We start from the raw sequence: 16,750 nt of genomic DNA on the forward strand, positions 1-16,750 counted from the left end.
TGCTGGGGAGACGGGGCGGAATGGACAGGTACGACGAGGGCGCGCACCCACGGCAGGTGGCGGCCACCCCCGACGGCCCACCCTCGGCGGAGGACCCCCCGCGCCCACCGGAGGCCGCCCCCGAGGGCGCCCCGGAGGCCGCCCCGGGGGGTGCCTCGCCGGCCGCCCCGGAGCACGGGCCCGCTTCCGGCACCCCCGGCACGTCCGCCGCCCCCGGCCGTCCCACCGCCGGGATCACCGCGCTCTCGCTGCCGTACCAGATAGCCGCCGCCCTCGCCCTCGCCCTCGTCGCGGTCGGCGCGCTCGTGCACCTGGGCATGGTGTTCCTGCACGTCGCGCCCTCCAACACGCTGACCAAGCAGCACGGCCGGGCCGTCGACGAGTGGATCTACCCCGAGTTCGAGCAGAACTGGAAGCTGTTCGCGCCCAACCCGCTGCAGCAGAACATCGACGTCCAGGTCCGTGTCGACCTCCGCACCGCCGAGGGCGGGGTGCGCACGACCGGCTGGTACGACCTCTCCGGGCTGGACGGGGCGGACATCCGCCACAACCTGCTGCCCAGCCACACCCAGCAGAACGAGCTGCGGCGGGCCTGGGACTTCTACTCCTCCTCGCACGACAACGCGAACCGCCCCTCGGGCCTGCGCGGCGAACTCTCCGAGAGCTATCTGCGCCGCATCGTCGCCCGCCGCGTCGACCGGCTGTCGGCGGAGGTCCGCGAGGGCACCGTCGAGCGCGTCCAGCTCCGGTCCAGCACGACCAATGTCCAGCCGCCCCCGTGGAGCACGGAGAAGGTCTCCGACAAGCCCGTCTACCGGGTGCTCCCGTGGTGGACCCTGTCGGCGAAGGACGCCGGGACAGGGGCGGACGCCTGATGGACCGCGAGTACACGACCCACGCCACCGGGGCGCCCGGCGACCGGACCCCGGGCGACACGGTGCCCGGCACCGCGCACGGCGCCCCCGGCACGTCCGCCGCCGCGCCGTCGCGCCGTCTCTCCGTCTCCCTCGCGCGCGGGGTCACCCGGGCCACCGCGACCGCGTTCGGCCCCTATCAGAGCGCCATCGTCCGGATCGGGTTCTCCTTCACCTGGCTGCTCTTCCTGCTGCGCGAGTTCCCGCACCGGGCCGAGCTGTACGGGCCCGACGGGCCCTGGAGCCGGGAGCTGGCCGAGCGGCTGATCGCGGACAACCACGCCTTCACCGTGCTGATGTGGGCCGACGGCCGCGCCTGGTTCGAGCTCGTCTACGCGCTGGCCGCGCTGTCGAGCCTCGCGCTGCTGCTGGGCTGGCGCACCCGCGCCGCCTCCGTGCTGTTCATGGTGGGCGTGCTCTCGCTGCAGAACCGCAGCGTCTTCATGGGCGACGGCGGCGACAACGTCATCCACCTCATGTCGATCTACCTGGTGCTCACCCGGTGCGCCCGGGTGTGGTCCCTGGACGCGCGCCGGGAGCGGCGGGCCGGTGCCGCGCTCGCGCGGGGCGCGGCACCGGCGCCCGACCGCCTCGGTCCCGCCCTGTGGGCCGTGCTGGGCCTGGCGCTGGCCGTGGCGAGCGGGGCGGGCCGGCTCGGCTTCGGCTGGGCGGTGGTGTTCTGGGGGCTGTGGGCGGTGCAGGGCCTGTGGTGGTACACCGGCCGTCGGGCGCCGCACGGCGAACCGCGCATCCTGCTGGACGTCGTCGCCAATCTCGCGCACAACGCCGCCCTGCTCGTGATCATGGCCGAGGCGTGCCTGATCTACTCGACCGCCGGCTGGTACAAGATCCAGGGCTCGCGCTGGCAGGACGGCACCGCCGTCTACTACCCGCTGCACCTGGACTACTTCTCGCCCTGGCCGGAGCTCTCCAAGGTGCTGGCGACCGGCGGGGTGATGGTCATGCTGATCACCTACGGCACGGTCATCGCCCAGGTCGCCTTCCCGTTCACCCTGCTCAACCGGCGGGTGAAGAACGGGCTGCTGGTGGTCATGATGGCCGAGCACGCGGCGATCGCCGTGCTGCTCGGGCTGCCGTTCTTCTCGTTGGCGATGATCGCGGCGGACGCGGTCTTCCTGCCGACGTCCTTCCTGCGGTGGCTCGGCGACCGGGTGCTGCGCGGGCGGCGGGCGCTGTCCGCCCGCCTCGGCCGCACCGGGGCCGGGGCCGCCGTGCCCCGGCAGCGCGCGGAGGAGCCGGCCGCCGAGACGCACGCGGGTTCCACGGCGGGAACGACGGCGTGAACGATCCCGGGAAGGCGCCGGCCCACGGTCCCGGGGCTCAGGCCCCGCCGGGGGACGCCGAGGCCGCCGTGCGGCTCTGGCACCGGGAGGCCGGCGGTGCCGTACTGCTCGACGGCTTCCACGCGCTCAAGCACGCGCTGCGCTTCGGCGCCCGGGTGCCCGTGGCCCTCGCCACCGACCGGGCGGCGGCCCTCGCGCTCGCCGAGGAGCTGGCGCCGGACGTGCGGGAGGGGCTGGCTGCGCTGCTCACCGAGGTACCGGAGTCCTCCTACCGGGCGCTCCTCGCCCGGCCGCACCCCACGGGGGTGGCCGCCCTCGCCGGGCGTCCGGCGCGCGAGACGAATCTGCGGGCGCTGGCGCACGCCCCGCGGCGGGCGCCGGTCGTCGTGCTCGACAATCCGCGCAACCTCGGCAACGCCGGTGCCGTCATCCGGCTCGCGGCGGGGTTCGGGGCGACCGGGGTCGTCACCACCGGCACGCTGGACCCCTGGCATCCCACGGTGGTGCGGGGCGGGGCGGGGCTGCACTTCGCGACGGCCGTGGAGCGGATGGACGTCGCGGACCTGCCGGAGGGGCCGGTGTACGCGCTGGATCCCGAGGGGGAGGACATCCGGCGGGTGCGGCTGCCGGACGAGGCCCTGCTCGCCTTCGGCTCCGAGCGCAGCGGGCTGTCGCCGGAGCTGCGGGCGCGGGCGGACCGTCTTGTGGCGCTGCCGATGCGGCCGCAGGTGTCGAGCTACAACCTCGCGACCAGCGTGGGGATGGCGCTGTTCCACTGGAGTGCGGGGGCGGTCTGACCGCCCCCGCCGCACCGGCTCAGGGCCGCCGGACCTCCACCGTCCGGAAGCGGCCCGCCACGAACGCGGCGTCGCACAGGGCCGCGTTGGCCGCCGGATTGCCGCCGGAGCCGTGGAAGTCGGAGAAGGCGGCCGTCTGGTTGACGTAGACCCCGCCGGTCAGGTTGAGGGAGAGCTGGGCGCACTCCTCCAGGCAGACCTCCTCGACGGCCTCCTCGACCTCCGGGGAGGTGGTGTACGCGCCGACCGTCATCGCGCCCTTCTCGCGGATCGTGCGCCGCAGCAGGGCGAGCGCGTCGTCCGTGGAGTCCACGGCCACGGCGAAGGAGACCGGGCCGAAGCACTCGCTGAGGTACGTGGCCTCGGCGTCCGGCTTGGCGCCGTCCAGCTTCACCAGCACCGGGGTGCGGACCACGGCCTCGGGGAACTCCGGGTGGGCCACCTCGCGGGAGGCGAGGGCGACCTCGCCGAGGCCCGACGCCGCCTCGAGGCGGGCCTTCACGTCCGGGTTGACGAGCGCGCCGAGCAGCGCGTTCGCCCGGGCGTCGTCGCCGAGGAGGCCCTTGACCGCCTTCGCGAGGTCGGTGGCGACCTCGTCGTACGTCTTCGCTCCGGCGTCGGTGGTGATGCCCTCGCGGGGGATCAGCAGGTTCTGCGGGGTGGTGCACATCTGGCCGCTGTACAGCGAGAGCGAGAACGCCAGGTTGGCGAGCATGCCCTTGTAGTCGTCGGTGGAGTGCACGAGGACCGTGTTGACACCGGCCTTCTCGGTGTAGACCTGCGCCTGGTGGGCGTGGGTCTCGAGCCAGTCGCCGAAGGACGTGGATCCCGTGTAGTCGATGATCCTGATCTCGGGGCGGGTGGCGAGCGTCTTGGCGAGGCCCTCGCCGGGCCGTTCGGCGGCCAGCGCGACCAGGTCGGCCGCGAAGCCGGCCTCGGCGAGCACCTCGCGGGCGATCGCCACGGTCAGCGCCAGCGGGAGGACCGCGCGCGGATGCGGCTTGACCAGCACCGCGTTGCCGGTGGCCAGGGAGGCGAACAGGCCCGGGTAGCCGTTCCAGGTGGGGAAGGTGTTGCAGCCGATGACCAGGGCGATGCCGCGCGGCACCGTCGTGAACGTCTTGGTGAGCACGAGCGGGTCCCGCTTGCCCTGGGGCTTGGTCCACTCGGCGCGGTCCGGGGTGCGGGTCTGCTCGGCGTAGGCGTAGGCGACCGCCTCCAGGCCCCGGTCCTGGGCGTGCGGGCCGCCCGCCTGGAGCGCCATCATGAACGCCTGCCCGGAGGTGTGCATGACCGCGTGCGCGAACTCGTGCGTGCGGTCGCTGATCCGCTTCAGGATCTCCAGGCAGACCACCGCGCGGACCTCCGGGCCGGCCTCCCGCCAGGCCCGCTGTCCGGCCCGCATGGCGGGCAGCAGCACGTCGATGTCCGGGTGCGGGTAGGTCACGCCCAGCTCGATGCCGTACGGCGAGACCTCGCCGCCGACCCAGTCGTCGGTGCCGGGCTGGCCGAGGTCGAGACGGGTGCCGCGCAGGGCGTCGAAGGCGGCCTTGCCCGCCGCCGCGTCCAGGCTGCCGTTCTCCCCGTAGGCCTTGGGGTGCTCGGGGTGCGGGGACCAGTACGCGCGGGTACGGATCACTTCCAGCGCCTTGTCGAGCGTGGGGCGGTGCTGCGCGGTCAGCCGGTGCGCGACGGATTCGGCGGCCATCGGAGATCCAACTCCTCACCTGGGCAGGAACGGGCGGTCACGGCTAGAGTAACCGAACGATCGGTCGGGACAAGGGGGTCCGCCGCATCTGTGGACAACCCCGTGCGGGAGGATCGCGCACATGACAGGACTCGACCTCAGCAGCCCCGTGGCCGTCGTCGGCACCGGCACCATGGGCCAGGGCATCGCCCAGGTGGCGCTGGTCGCCGGCCATGTCGTACGGCTGTACGACGCGGTTCCGGGCCGGGCCGAGGAGGCCGCCGCCGCGCTGGCCGACCGGCTCGACCGGCTCGTGGCCAAGGAGCGGATGTCCGCCGCCGACCGGGAGGCGGCCCTCGCCCGGCTGCGCCCCGCCGCCGACCTCGCCGACCTCGCCGACTGCTCCCTGGTGGTCGAGGCGGTCGTGGAGCGGCTTCAGACCAAGCAGGAGCTGTTCCGCGCGCTGGAGGAGGTCGTCGACGAGGACTGCCTGCTCGCCACCAACACCTCCTCCCTCTCCGTCACGGCCGTCGGCGGCGCCCTGCGCACCCCCGGCCGCCTCGTCGGACTGCACTTCTTCAACCCCGCCCCGCTGCTGCCCCTGGTGGAGGTCGTCTCCGGGTTCGCCACCGACGTCACCTCGGCCACGCGGGCCTACGGGATCGCGCGGGCCTGGGGGAAGACGCCGGTGGCCTGCGCCGACACCCCCGGGTTCATCGTCAACCGCATCGCGCGCCCCTTCTACGCCGAGGCCTTCGCCGTCCTGGAGTCCCAGGCCGCCGACCCGGCCACGATCGACGCGGTGCTGCGCGAGTGCGGCGGCTTCCGGATGGGCGCCTTCGAACTGACCGACCTCATCGGCCAGGACGTCAACGAGTCGGTGACGCACTCCGTGTGGCGCTCCTTCTTCCAGGACGTGCGCTTCGCGCCCTCCCTCGCCCAGCGGCGCCTGGTGGAGTCCGGCCGGCTCGGCCGCAAGAGCGGCCGCGGCTGGTTCGACTACGCGGAGGGCGCCGAGCGTCCCGAACCGCACACCGCGGAGAAGGCGGAGCCGCCCGCGTACGTCGTGGTCGAGGGCGACCTCGGGCCCGCCGCCGAGCTGCTCGCGCTGATCCGCGAGGCGGGCATCCAGGTGCGCGAGGAGGACGAGGACCACGGCACCCGCCTGGTGCTGCCCGGCGGCGGCCAGCTCGCCCTGGCCGACGGGCAGACCTCCGTGGAGTTCCGGGACGTCGTCTACTTCGACCTCGCCCCGGACTACCGCCGGGCCACCCGGATCGCCCTGTCCGCCTCCCAGGACACCGCCCCGGACACGCTGACGGGGGCCACCGGGCTCTTCCAGGCGCTCGGCAAGGACGTCAGCGTCATCGGGGACGCCCCCGGCATGATCGTCGCCCGCACGGTGGCGCGGATCATCGACCTCGCGCACGACGCCGTCGCCAAGGGCGTGGCCACCGAGGAGGACGTCGACACCGCGATGCGCCTGGGCGTCAACTACCCGCTCGGCCCCTTCGAGTGGAGCCGCCGGCTCGGCCGCAACTGGGCGTACGCCCTCCTCGACGACCTGCACCTGCGCGACCCCTCGGGACGCTACGCGCCGTCCCTCGCGCTGTACCGCCACGCGTACGCCTCCGAGAAGCGGGAGGGCACCTCATGACCACCGCCCGGCGCGACACGTACACCCCGGAGAGCCTGCTCTCGGTGGCCGTGCGGGTCTTCAACGAGCGCGGCTACGACGGCACCTCCATGGAGCACCTCTCCAAGGCGGCCGGCATCTCCAAGTCGTCGATATACCACCACGTCAGCGGCAAGGAGGAACTGCTGCGCCGGGCCGTGAGCCGGGCGCTGGACGGCCTCTTCGCGATCCTCGACGAGCCCCGCGCCGGTGAGGGGCGCGCGGTGGAGCGCCTGGAGTACGTGGTGCGGCGCACGGTCGAGGTGCTCACCGCCGAACTCCCCTACGTGACGCTGCTGCTGCGGGTGCGGGGCAACACCGGCACCGAGCGCTGGGCGCTGGAACGGCGGCGCGATTTCGACCACCGGGTGGCCGAGCTGCTCAGGGCGGCGGCGGCCGAGGGGGACGTGCGCGGCGACGTGGAGGTGCGGCTGGCGACGCGGCTGCTCTTCGGAATGATCAACTCGATCGTCGAGTGGTACCGCCCGGACGGCCGCGGCACCGCCGAGCGGGAGATCGTGGACGCCGTGGTCCTGATGGCCTTCGGGGGGCTGCGGCAGCACTGAGGTCAGCCCTGCGGCTCCAGGTCCTCCTCCTCGAAGACCAGCAGGGTGCGGGTGCCGAGCACCTCCGGGATCGCCTGGAGCCGGGTCAGCACCACCTCGCGCAGTGCCCGGTTGTCGGGGGTGTGGACGAGGAGCAGGACGTCGAAGTCGCCGCCGACCAGGGCGATGTGCGAGGCGCCCGGCAGCACCCGGAGCTGCTCGCGGACCGTCCGCCAGGAGTTCTGCACGATCCGCAGCGTGATGTACGCGGACGTCCCGTGCCCGGCGCGCTCGTGGTCGACGCGCGCCCCGAACCCGCGGATCACGCCGTCGTCGAGGAGCCGGTTGATGCGCGCGTAGGCATTGGCGCGCGAGACGTGCACGCGCTCGGCCACCGACCGTATCGAGGCGCGGCCGTCGGCCTGGAGTATCCGCAGGATGTCGCGGTCGATCGCGTCCAGCGGACGGGCCGGCAGACCGGGCCCGGCCGCCTCGGACGGGGCCGGCGGATCGTCCCGGGGGTCGGCTCCGTCGGCCAATTGTTCAGATGGCATGCACCCCCGCCTTCCCGCGATGGACGTCCTGCCCCCATCACAGGCTGTGCAGAACCGTTTGTCCACAGCCTGGCGGCCCCTGTAGCCAAAATGTGCCGACGACCGAACAATCGGTAGGTGAGGCGCGTCACAACCGTGGCGCGTCCCGAAGCCGCTCCCACGAGGAGGTGCCGTCATGACGGTCATGGAGCAGCGGGGGGCCTACCGGCCGACCCCGCCGCCCGCCTGGCAGCCCCGTACGGACCCCGCGCCCCTGCTGCCCGACGCGCGGCCGTACCGCGTCCTGGGCACCGAGGCGGCCGGGCGCACCGACCCCGACCTGCTGCTCCGCCTGTACCGGCAGCTCGTCACCGGCCGGCGCTTCAACGCGCAGGCCACGGCGCTCACCAAGCAGGGGCGGCTCGCCGTCTACCCCTCCAGCACCGGCCAGGAGGCGTGCGAGGTGACGGCCGCGGCCGTCCTGGAGGAGCGCGACTGGCTCTTCCCCAGCTACCGGGACACGCTCGCCGTCGTCAGCCGCGGCGTCGACCCGGTGCGGGCCCTGACCCTGCTGCGCGGCGACTGGCACACCGGCTACGACCCCCACGAGCACCGGGTCGCCCCGCTGAGCACCCCGCTGGCCACCCAGCTCCCGCACGCGGTGGGCCTCGCCCACGCCGCCCGCCTCAAGGGCGACGACGTGGTGGCGCTCGCCCTGGTCGGCGACGGCGGCACCAGCGAGGGCGACTTCCACGAGGCGCTGAACTTCGCCGCCGTCTGGCAGGCGCCGGTGGTCTTCCTCGTCCAGAACAACGGCTTCGCGATCTCCGTGCCGCTCGCCAAGCAGACCGCCGCCCCCTCCCTGGCCCACAAGGCCGTCGGGTACGGGATGCCGGGCCGTCTGGTCGACGGCAACGACGCGGCGGCCGTGCACGAGGTCCTGGCCGAGGCCGTGCGCCGTGCCCGCGAGGGCGGCGGCCCCACGCTGGTGGAGGCGGTCACCTACCGGGTCGAGGCGCACACCAACGCGGACGACGCCGGGCGCTACCGCTCCGAGTCCGAGGTCGAGACCTGGCGCGCGCACGACCCGATCGTCCTCCTGGAGGAGGAACTGACCCACCGGGGGCTGCTCGACGAGGCCACCAGGACGGCCGCCCGGGACGCCGCCGAGGCCATGGCGGCGGATCTGCGCGCCCGGATGAACGCGGACCCCGCCCTGCACCCCCTCGACCTGTTCGCCCACGTCCACGCCCGGCCCACCGCCCAGCTGCGCGAGCAGGCGGAGCAGTTGCGGGCGGAGCTGGAGGCCGAGGCGGAAGGGGCGGGCCGATGACCACCGTGGCCGCCCGGCCCGCCACCATGGCGCAGGCCCTCACGCGCGCGCTGCGCGACGCGATGGCCGCCGATCCCACCGTGCACGTCATGGGCGAGGACGTCGGCACGCTCGGCGGCGTCTTCCGGATCACCGACGGACTGGCCGCCGAGTTCGGCGAGGACCGCTGCACGGACACCCCGCTGGCCGAGGCCGGCATCCTCGGCGCCGCCGTCGGCATGGCCATGTACGGGCTGCGGCCGGTCGTGGAGATGCAGTTCGACGCGTTCGCCTATCCCTCGTTCGAGCAGCTCGTCAGCCATGTCGCCAAGATGCGCAACCGCACCCGCGGCGCGATGCCCATGCCGCTGACCGTCCGCATCCCCTACGGCGGCGGCATCGGCGGCGTGGAACACCACAGCGACTCCTCCGAGGCGTACTACATGGCGACCCCGGGGCTGCACGTCTACACCCCCGCCACGGTCGCCGACGCCTACGGCATGCTGCGCGCGGCGATCGCCTCCGACGACCCCGTCGTCTTCCTCGAACCCAAGCGGCTCTACTGGTCCAAGGACACCTGGGACCCGGAGGACCCGCCGGCCGTCGAACCCGCCGGACGCGCGGTGGTGCGCCGCCGGGGCAGCAGCGCCACGCTCCTGACGTACGGCCCCTCGCTGCCCGTCTGCATGGAGGCGGCCGAGGCGGCCCGGGAGGAGGGCTGGGACCTGGAGGTCGTCGACCTGCGCTCGCTGGTGCCCTTCGACGACGAGACGGTCTGCGCCTCGGTGCGGCGCACCGGGCGCGCGGTCGTGGTGCACGAGTCGACCGGGTTCGGCGGACCCGGCGGGGAGATCGCGGCCCGGGTGACCGAGCGCTGCTTCCACCACCTGGAGGCGCCGGTGCTGCGCGTCGCCGGGTTCGACGTGCCGTACCCGCCGCCGATGCTGGAGCGGCACCATCTGCCCGGCGTCGACCGGATCCTGGACGCGGTCGGACGGCTGCAGTGGGAGGCGGAGAACTGATGGCGCAGGTGCTGGAGTTCCGGTTGCCGGATCTCGGCGAGGGGCTCACGGAGGCGGAGATCGTCCGCTGGCTGGTCGAGGTCGGCGACGTCGTCGCCGTGGACCAGCCCGTCGTCGAGGTCGAGACGGCCAAGGCGATGGTCGACGTGCCCTGCCCCTACGGCGGCGTGGTCACCGCCCGCTTCGGGGAGGAGGGCACGGAGATGCCGGTGGGCGCCCCGCTCCTCACGGTCGCCGTGGGCGAGTCCGGGTCCCCGGCGGACGGCGGGACCTCCGGTGCCGGGGCCTTGAGTGACGGGGCCTCCGGTGCCCGGGCCCCGAGCGACGGGTCCCCGGGCGGCTCGGCGGCCTCCGGGTCCTCGCGGTCCTCCGCATCCTCGGGGTCCTCGGGGGCAGCGGGATCCTCGGGGTCTTCTGCGTCCTCTGCCTCCTCTGCGTCCTCTGCGTCCTCGGGAAATGTCCTGGTCGGCTACGGCACGAGTGAGGCACCGTCCCGGCGGCGCCGGGTCCGCCCGGCTTCCGTGCCGGCCGCCTCCTCCGCCGTGCCCGTGCCGGAGCGCGCCCCGGCGGCGCCGGAGGGCGGTGCGGACGGCGTCTTCGTCCGGGACCGCGAACCCGCCGGCCCCGTCGCCGTCATCTCCCCGCTCGTGCGGCGGCTCGCCCGGGAGAACGGGGTGGACCTGCGCGGGCTCTCGGGCTCCGGACCCGAGGGGCTCATCCTGCGCGCGGACGTCGAGAACGCCCTGCGCGCGGCCGCCGCCCGCGGCCACACCCCCGCACCCGCTCCCGTGCCCGACGAGGGCGTCGTCCACGGCACCCGCATCCCGCTGCGCGGGGTCCGCGGCGCCGTCGCGGACAAGCTGTCCCGCAGCCGCCGCGAGATCCCCGACGCCACCTGCTGGGTCGACGCCGACGCCACCGAACTGCTGCGCGCCCGTACGGTGATGAACGCCGCCGGGGGACCCAAGGTCTCCCTCCTCGCCCTGCTCGCGCGGATCTGCACGGCCGCGCTCGCCCGGTTCCCCGACCTCAACTCGACGGTGGACCTGGAGGCCAGGGAGGTCGTCCGGCTCGAGGAGGTGCACCTCGGGTTCGCCGCGCAGACCGAGCGAGGACTCGTCGTCCCCGTCGTCCGGGACGCCCACGCGCGGGACGCGGAATCGCTGACCGCCGAGTTCGCCCGGCTCACCGAGGCCGCGCGGGCCGGCACCCTGACGCCCGCCGACCTCACCGGCGGCACTTTCACGCTGAACAACTACGGCGTGTTCGGCGTCGACGGCTCCACGCCGATCATCAACCATCCCGAGGCCGCGATGCTCGGCGTCGGCCGCATCGTCCCCAAGCCCTGGGTCCACGAGGGCGAACTGGCGGTCCGCCAGGTCGTCCAGCTCTCGTTCACCTTCGACCACCGGGTGTGCGACGGCGGCACGGCGGGCGGCTTCCTGCGGTACGTCGCCGACTGCGTCGAGCAGCCCGCGGTGCTCCTGCGCACCCTCTGAGGCCCTGGAGGCCCTGAGGAAACCGGCCGCCGCCACGGACGCCCCCGTGGCGGCACCGGCGTCCCGGGAGCCCATACTCGGGGGGTGACCGCGTACCAGCCCGCCCCCGGCGTCCTCGACGCCTGCGAGGCCCACGACGCCTACGACGCCGTCGTGCTCGCCGGAGGGTCGGCCCGGCGGCTCGACGGGGCCGACAAGCCGGGCGTCCGCGTCGGCGGCCGGGCCCTGCTCGACCGGGTGCTGTCCGCCTGCGCCGGCGCGGCCGCCACCGTGGTGGTGGCCGACCCCCGGCCGACCGCCCGCCCGGTGCGCTGGGTGCGCGAGGACCCGCCCGGCGGCGGCCCCGTCGCCGCCCTCGACGCGGGACTGCGCGCCACCACCGCCCCCGTCGTCCTCGTCCTCTCCGCCGATCTGCCCTTCCTCGACCCGGCGACGGTGACGCGGCTGACCTCCGCCCTGGCCGCGAGCGGGGCCGAGGGAGTGCTGCTCCGCGACGCCGAGGGCCGCGACCAGCCGCTCGTGGCCGCCTACCGGGCCGAGGCGCTGCGCCGCGCCCTCGACCAACTCGCCGCCGAACACGGCGGAACCACAGAGCGGGCGCAGCAGGCGGAGCGCGCGGAGCGGGCGCAGCAGGCCGGGCCCGGCGGGCGGGGCGCGCAGCGCGGGCTCGCCGGCCTGTCGCTGCGCCGGCTGACCGGGGAGCTGCGCCTCACCCGCGCCGAGGCCCCCCTCGCGTCCTTCGACTGCGACACCTGGGACGACATCGCCGCCGCCAGAGCACGGATCAGGGAGCATGAGCACGTGTTGGATGAATGGATCACCGCAGTCAAGGACGAACTGGGCATCGAACTCGACGTCGACACCGGCGTCCTGCTCGACCTCGCCCGTGACGCCGCGCACAACGTGGCCCGGCCGGCGGCCCCGCTGACCACCTTCCTCGCGGGGTACGCGGCCGGACGGGCCGGCGGCGGCCCGGAGGAGGTCGCCGAGGCGGCCCGCAAGGCCGCGGCTCTCGCCCTGCGCTGGGCCGAGGAGGAGACCGGGAAGGGGACGGCACCCGGCGGCCCGGCCGGAGACCGCGACGGCACCGGGCCGGACGCCGGATGACCGGGCGCGGCACCCGGGAGACCGGGAACGGCGGCGAACGCTACGTGGAGGAGGCCCTGGCCATGGCCCGCGGCGAGGGGGACCCCCAGGGCGGGGCCGCCCGGACCCGTCCGGTCCTGCCGCAGGACCCCGACATCGAGGAGGCCCTCGCCCTCGTCCGCGAGGAGTCCCCCTCGTCCCCCGCCGCCCCCGCGGAGGCCTCCACCCGCGGCTTCCCGGCCGGCGCCGGGGACTCCCCCGCCGCGCCCCGTCACCGCGCGGCCACCCCCTGGCCGCGCGCCCGCGCCCTGGCCGAGCGGGCCGCCCGCTCCGTCCCGCCGCGCGCCCCCGTCACCCGTCGCCCGGACGCCGCGCTCGGCCTCGTCCTCGCCGCCCCGCTGCCCGCCCTCACCGACCTGCCCTCCTTCGACACCTCCGCCATGGACGGCTGGGCGGTCGCGGGGCCCGGTCCCTGGGACGTCCGGGAGGAGGGCGTCCTGGCGGGCCACGCGGGCCACGGTCCACTGGACGACGGCGAGGCGGTCCGCATCGCGACCGGCGCCCGCGTCCCCCCGGACACCACCGCGATCCTGCGCAGCGAGCACGGACGCACCGACGACAAGGGGCGCCTGCACGCCACCCGCGACCCCGCGCACGGGCAGGACATCCGGCCGCGCGGCCAGGAATGCCGCAGCGGCGACCATCTGCTGTCCGCCGGCACCGTGGTCACCCCCGCCGTGCTCGGCCTCGCCGCGGCCGCCGGGTACGACAGCCTCGCCGTGCTGCCGCCCCCGCGCGCCGAGGTCCTGGTCCTCGGCGACGAACTGCTCACCGAGGGGCTGCCGAAGGACGGTCTCATCCGTGACGCGCTCGGCCCGATGCTCCCGCCCTGGCTGCGCGCGCTCGGCGCCGAGGTCCTCGCCGTGCGCCGGATCGCCGACGACGAGAGGGCGCTGCGCAAGGCCATCACCCGCTCCGCCGCCGACCTGATCGTCACCACCGGCGGCACCGCCTCCGGCCCCGTGGACCACGTCCACCCCACCCTGGCCAAGCTCGACGCCGAACTCCTCGTCGACGGCGTCCAGGTGCGCCCCGGCCACCCCATGCTGCTCGCCCGCCTCGGGGAGGGACGGCACCTCGTGGGTCTGCCCGGCAACCCCCTCGCGGCGGTCTCGGGCCTGTGCACGCTCGCCGAGCCGCTGCTGCGGGTGCTCGCGGGGCGGCCGGTCCCGGAGCCGTACACGCTGCCCGTCCGCGAGGCCGTCCAGGGGCATCCGCACGACACCCGGCTGGTGCCCGTCACCGTCCGCGGCGAGTACGCGGTGCCGCTGCACTTCAACGGTCCGGCGATGCTGCGCGGCATCGCCGCCGCCGACGCCCTGGCGGTCGTCCCGCCCGGTGGCACGGGGCCGGGCGCGGAGCTCGAACTGCTGGATCTACCCTGGGCCCTGGCGGGGATCGGCGTGTGTCTCGCTTGAGAGCTGTCCCGGGCCGACCGAGGACCGCACCTCACGTGCAGCGAAACGGGGAGTGTTTCACGTGAAACTTCCGGGCCGGGACGCCATCGCCCGCCAGCCGGACGAACATCTCGCCACCGCACAGGTGCGCCTGCCCCGGCGGGTGGTCGACCGTCCGATACGGCAGGTCGGCAAGCGGCTGCTGCTGGCGCTGCTCGTCCTGGTCGTGACGGCTCTGACCGTCTGGTTCGACCGGGAGGGCTACCACGACAGCGCCGGGGGCGGCGTCGACCTGCTCGACTCCTTCTACTACGCCACCGTCACCCTCTCCACCACCGGCTACGGGGACATCACCCCGGCCGGGGACGGGGCCCGGCTCATCAACATCCTCGTCATCACGCCGCTGCGCGTGCTGTTCCTGATCATCCTGGTCGGCACCACTCTCGAGGTGCTCACCGAACGCACCCGGGAAGAGTTCCGGCAGAACCGCTGGAGGGCGGCCTTGAGGGACCACACCGTCGTGATCGGCTTCGGCACCAAGGGGCGCTCGGCGATCCAGACCGTGTGCGCCACCGGTCTGGGCAAGGACCAGGTCGTCGTGGTCGACCCCAGCGTCAAGGCCGTCGACGCGGCCACCGCCGACGGCTACGCGGGCGTGGTCGGCGACGCCACCCGCAGCGACGTGCTCCGGCGGGCCGAGGCCCACCGCGCCCGCCAGATCATCATCGCCACGCAGCGCGACGACACGGCCGTCCTCGTGACCCTCACCGCCCGCCAGATCAACCGCGGCGCCAAGATCGTGGCCGCGGTGCGGGAGGAGGAGAACGCCCCGTTGCTGCGCCAGTCCGGCGCGGACGCCGTCATCACCAGCGCCAGCGCGGCCGGCCGGCTGCTCGGTCTCTCGGTGCTCAGCCCCTCCGCCGGCGTCGTCATGGAGGACCTCATCCAGCAGGGCACCGGCCTGGACATGGTCGAGCGGCCCGTCATAAAGGCCGAGGTGGGCCGGACCGTCCGGGAGACCGAGGACCTGGTCGTGAGCGTCGTCCGCGGCCACCGGGTGCTCGGCTACGACGACCCCTCCATCGGCACCCTCCAGCTCACCGACCGCCTCATCACCATCGTCCGGGCCTCCTCCGGCACCCGCGTGACCCCCGACCTGCGCCGGTTCACGCAGGACTAGACAGGACCAGACAGGACCAGACAGGACCAGACAGGCCCAGAAGGACACCGGGGACGAGGACGGACGGCGGGACCGCGAAGGGCACAGGGGCCGGGAGGGCTCGGGGCGGAGATGCGGGCGGAGGCGCGCGGAGTAGCGTCGGCCCCATGCATGCGATCACGATTCCCGAACCCGGTGGACCCGAGGCGCTGGTGTGGGCGGAGGTCCCCGATCCCGTACCCGGCGAGGGCGAGGTCCTCCTCGACGTGGTGGCCACCGCCGTCAACCGCGCCGACCTGATGCAGCGGCAGGGCTTCTACCCGCCGCCGCCCGGCGCCCCCGCCTACCCGGGCCTGGAGTGCGCGGGCCGGATCGCCGCCCTCGGCCCCGGGGTGTCCGGCCACACCGTCGGCGAGGAGGTGTGCGCGCTGCTCGCCGGCGGCGGCTACGCCGAGAAGGTCGCTGTCCCGGTGGGCCAGCTGCTGCCCGTGCCGAAGGGACTGGAGCTGCGGCAGGCGGCCGCGCTGCCCGAGGTGACCTGCACCGTCTGGTCCAACGTGTTCATGGTGGCGCATCTGCGTCCCGGCGAGACGCTGCTCGTGCACGGCGGCTCCAGCGGCATCGGCACCATGGCGATCCAGCTCGCGAAGGCGGTCGGCGCGCGGGTCGCGGTGACCGCGGGCACCAAGGAGAAGCTCGACTTCTGCGCGGACCTGGGCGCGGACGTCCTGATCAACTACCGCGAGCAGGACTTCGTCGAGGAGGTGCGCGCCGCCACCGGCGGGGCGGGGGCCGACGTCATCCTCGACAACATGGGCGCCAAGTACCTGGAACGCAACGTGGACGCCCTCGCGGTCAACGGGCGGCTCGCGATCATCGGCATGCAGGGCGGCACGAAGGGCGAGCTGAACATCGGCACGCTGCTCGGCAAGCGGGCCGCGGTCAGCGCGACCTCGCTGCGGGCCCGCCCGCTGGACGAGAAGGCGGCGATCGTGGCGGCCGTCCGGGAGCACGTGTGGCCGCTGCTCGCGGACGGCCACGTACGGCCGGTCGTCGACCGCGAGCTGCCGATGCCCGAGGCGGCCGAGGGGCACCGGGTGCTGGAGGAGAGCGGGCACATCGGCAAGGTGCTGCTGGTGGCGCCGCACCCCGCGCCGTAGCTCAGCCCCTGAGGCGGCGGACGCGGAGGGCGAACAGCGCGAGGGCGAGCCCCAGCCCCACGAGGATCAGTCCGCCGCCCAGCGGCAGGATGCGGGCGACGCGCGCGGCGGCGGACCGGCGGGGTGCGGTGAGCGGCCGCTCCTCGGCGTCGGCCGGACCCTCGTCCACGGTGGCGGTCCCGGCGGGGCGGCTCGGTTCGGCCTCGCCGGCATCGGAACCGGCGCCCGCGGTCCGGTCGTCGGGGTCCGCGACGGCGCCGTCGGAGGCGCCGCGCGAGGAGGGTCCAGGGGCCTCGGGGAGGGCCGGGTGCTCCTTGCCCGCGGCGTCGTCGGGCTCCTTGGTTCCGGACGGCTCCGGGGACGGCGGGACGGTGGCCGTGCCCGCGGATCCGGTGGGCCGGGGGCGGTGCGGGGAGGGCACGGGGGATTCGGGGGACCGGCCCGGGGTGCCCGGTCCGGCCCCGTCATCCGCTCCCGGTGGTCCGCCGGGGTGGTGCGGGTGCCCGTGATCGCCGGGCCTGCCGGGCGGGGCAGAGCCCGGTGGGGCGGCCGGATCCGGTGCCGGAGGCCGGGGCCGCGGCCGGGCGGGGGCCTGTTGGC

Annotated in this window: 15 protein-coding genes; 12 read left to right on the forward strand and 3 right to left on the reverse strand. The window is 75.0% G+C overall.

From position 1 onward, the window contains the following. The first annotated feature begins 20 nt into the window (after positions 1-20). From OHB09_RS16780 to OHB09_RS16790, 3 genes are read left to right on the forward strand one after another with little or no spacing between them, the layout of a single operon-like run. Positions 21-875 (forward strand): DUF5819 family protein, encoded by an 855-nt coding sequence (locus OHB09_RS16780; RefSeq protein WP_328922178.1) that lies wholly within the window; start codon positions 21-23, stop codon positions 873-875. Then, complete coding sequence (locus tag OHB09_RS16785; RefSeq protein ID WP_006138538.1) at positions 875-2,218, forward strand: HTTM domain-containing protein; 1,344 nt, start codon at positions 875-877, stop codon at positions 2,216-2,218. The genes OHB09_RS16780 and OHB09_RS16785 overlap by 1 nt, the downstream gene beginning before the upstream one ends. Continuing rightward, a complete protein-coding gene (locus tag OHB09_RS16790; protein WP_407077329.1) occupies positions 2,215-3,015 on the forward strand; it encodes a TrmH family RNA methyltransferase in 801 nt (266 codons plus the stop codon). The genes OHB09_RS16785 and OHB09_RS16790 overlap by 4 nt, the downstream gene beginning before the upstream one ends. Positions 3,016-3,034: 19 nt before the next feature. Here the strand turns inward: OHB09_RS16790 and paaN are convergent, their stop codons facing one another. Further along, a complete protein-coding gene (paaN, locus tag OHB09_RS16795; protein ID WP_328922179.1) occupies positions 3,035-4,723 on the reverse strand; it encodes a phenylacetic acid degradation protein PaaN in 1,689 nt (562 codons plus the stop codon). A gap of 121 nt (positions 4,724-4,844) precedes the next feature. On the opposite strand from paaN, the gene OHB09_RS16800 reads away from it, so the two are divergent. Together OHB09_RS16800 and OHB09_RS16805 are read left to right on the forward strand one after the other, a co-directional pair. Beyond that, positions 4,845-6,359 carry a 3-hydroxyacyl-CoA dehydrogenase gene (locus OHB09_RS16800; protein ID WP_234527668.1) on the forward strand — a complete coding sequence of 505 codons (1,515 nt, stop codon included), beginning with the start codon at positions 4,845-4,847 and terminating at the stop codon, positions 6,357-6,359. Next, positions 6,356-6,943, forward strand: a complete 588-nt coding sequence (locus OHB09_RS16805; RefSeq protein WP_093591221.1) for a TetR/AcrR family transcriptional regulator — start codon at positions 6,356-6,358, stop codon at positions 6,941-6,943. The genes OHB09_RS16800 and OHB09_RS16805 overlap by 4 nt, the downstream gene beginning before the upstream one ends. 2 nt (positions 6,944-6,945) lie before the next feature. Here OHB09_RS16805 and OHB09_RS16810 read toward each other — a convergent pair whose 3' ends face one another. Next, entirely contained in the window at positions 6,946-7,476 is a 531-nt protein-coding gene (locus OHB09_RS16810) for an Lrp/AsnC family transcriptional regulator (RefSeq protein ID WP_006138543.1), read from the reverse strand. Between the two features lie 175 nt (positions 7,477-7,651). Between OHB09_RS16810 and pdhA the strand changes: the two genes are divergently transcribed. The 7 genes from pdhA (at position 7,652) to OHB09_RS16845 (ending at position 16,150) form a co-directional block, all read left to right on the forward strand. Then, positions 7,652-8,788 carry a pyruvate dehydrogenase (acetyl-transferring) E1 component subunit alpha gene (pdhA, locus tag OHB09_RS16815; protein WP_319351473.1) on the forward strand — a complete coding sequence of 379 codons (1,137 nt, stop codon included), beginning with the start codon at positions 7,652-7,654 and terminating at the stop codon, positions 8,786-8,788. Further along, a complete protein-coding gene (locus OHB09_RS16820; protein WP_006138545.1) occupies positions 8,785-9,789 on the forward strand; it encodes an alpha-ketoacid dehydrogenase subunit beta in 1,005 nt (334 codons plus the stop codon). The genes pdhA and OHB09_RS16820 overlap by 4 nt, the downstream gene beginning before the upstream one ends. Continuing rightward, positions 9,789-11,288 (forward strand): dihydrolipoamide acetyltransferase family protein, encoded by a 1,500-nt coding sequence (locus tag OHB09_RS16825; RefSeq protein ID WP_328922180.1) that lies wholly within the window; start codon positions 9,789-9,791, stop codon positions 11,286-11,288. The genes OHB09_RS16820 and OHB09_RS16825 overlap by 1 nt, the downstream gene beginning before the upstream one ends. A gap of 84 nt (positions 11,289-11,372) precedes the next feature. After that, positions 11,373-12,395: an NTP transferase domain-containing protein gene (locus OHB09_RS16830; RefSeq protein WP_328922181.1), complete on the forward strand. Its 1,023-nt coding sequence runs from the start codon at positions 11,373-11,375 to the stop codon at positions 12,393-12,395. Then, positions 12,392-13,852 carry a molybdopterin molybdotransferase MoeA gene (locus OHB09_RS16835; RefSeq protein ID WP_328922182.1) on the forward strand — a complete coding sequence of 487 codons (1,461 nt, stop codon included), beginning with the start codon at positions 12,392-12,394 and terminating at the stop codon, positions 13,850-13,852. Before OHB09_RS16830 ends, OHB09_RS16835 begins: the two co-directional genes overlap by 4 nt. 61 nt (positions 13,853-13,913) lie before the next feature. Then, the gene (locus OHB09_RS16840; RefSeq protein ID WP_093591230.1) at positions 13,914-15,011 is read left to right on the forward strand and encodes a potassium channel family protein; all 1,098 of its coding nucleotides are present in this window, start codon (positions 13,914-13,916) and stop codon (positions 15,009-15,011) included. A gap of 146 nt (positions 15,012-15,157) precedes the next feature. Further along, positions 15,158-16,150: an NAD(P)H-quinone oxidoreductase gene (locus OHB09_RS16845; protein ID WP_191853969.1), complete on the forward strand. Its 993-nt coding sequence runs from the start codon at positions 15,158-15,160 to the stop codon at positions 16,148-16,150. A 1-nt stretch (position 16,151) separates the two neighbouring features. Here OHB09_RS16845 and OHB09_RS16850 read toward each other — a convergent pair whose 3' ends face one another. Then, complete coding sequence (locus tag OHB09_RS16850; protein ID WP_328922183.1) at positions 16,152-16,571, reverse strand: hypothetical protein; 420 nt, start codon at positions 16,569-16,571, stop codon at positions 16,152-16,154. Positions 16,572-16,750 lie beyond the last annotated feature (179 nt).

It is taken from the genome of Streptomyces griseoaurantiacus, from assembly GCF_036189845.1.
Classification (GTDB): Bacteria; Actinomycetota; Actinomycetes; order Streptomycetales; family Streptomycetaceae; genus Streptomyces; species Streptomyces griseoaurantiacus.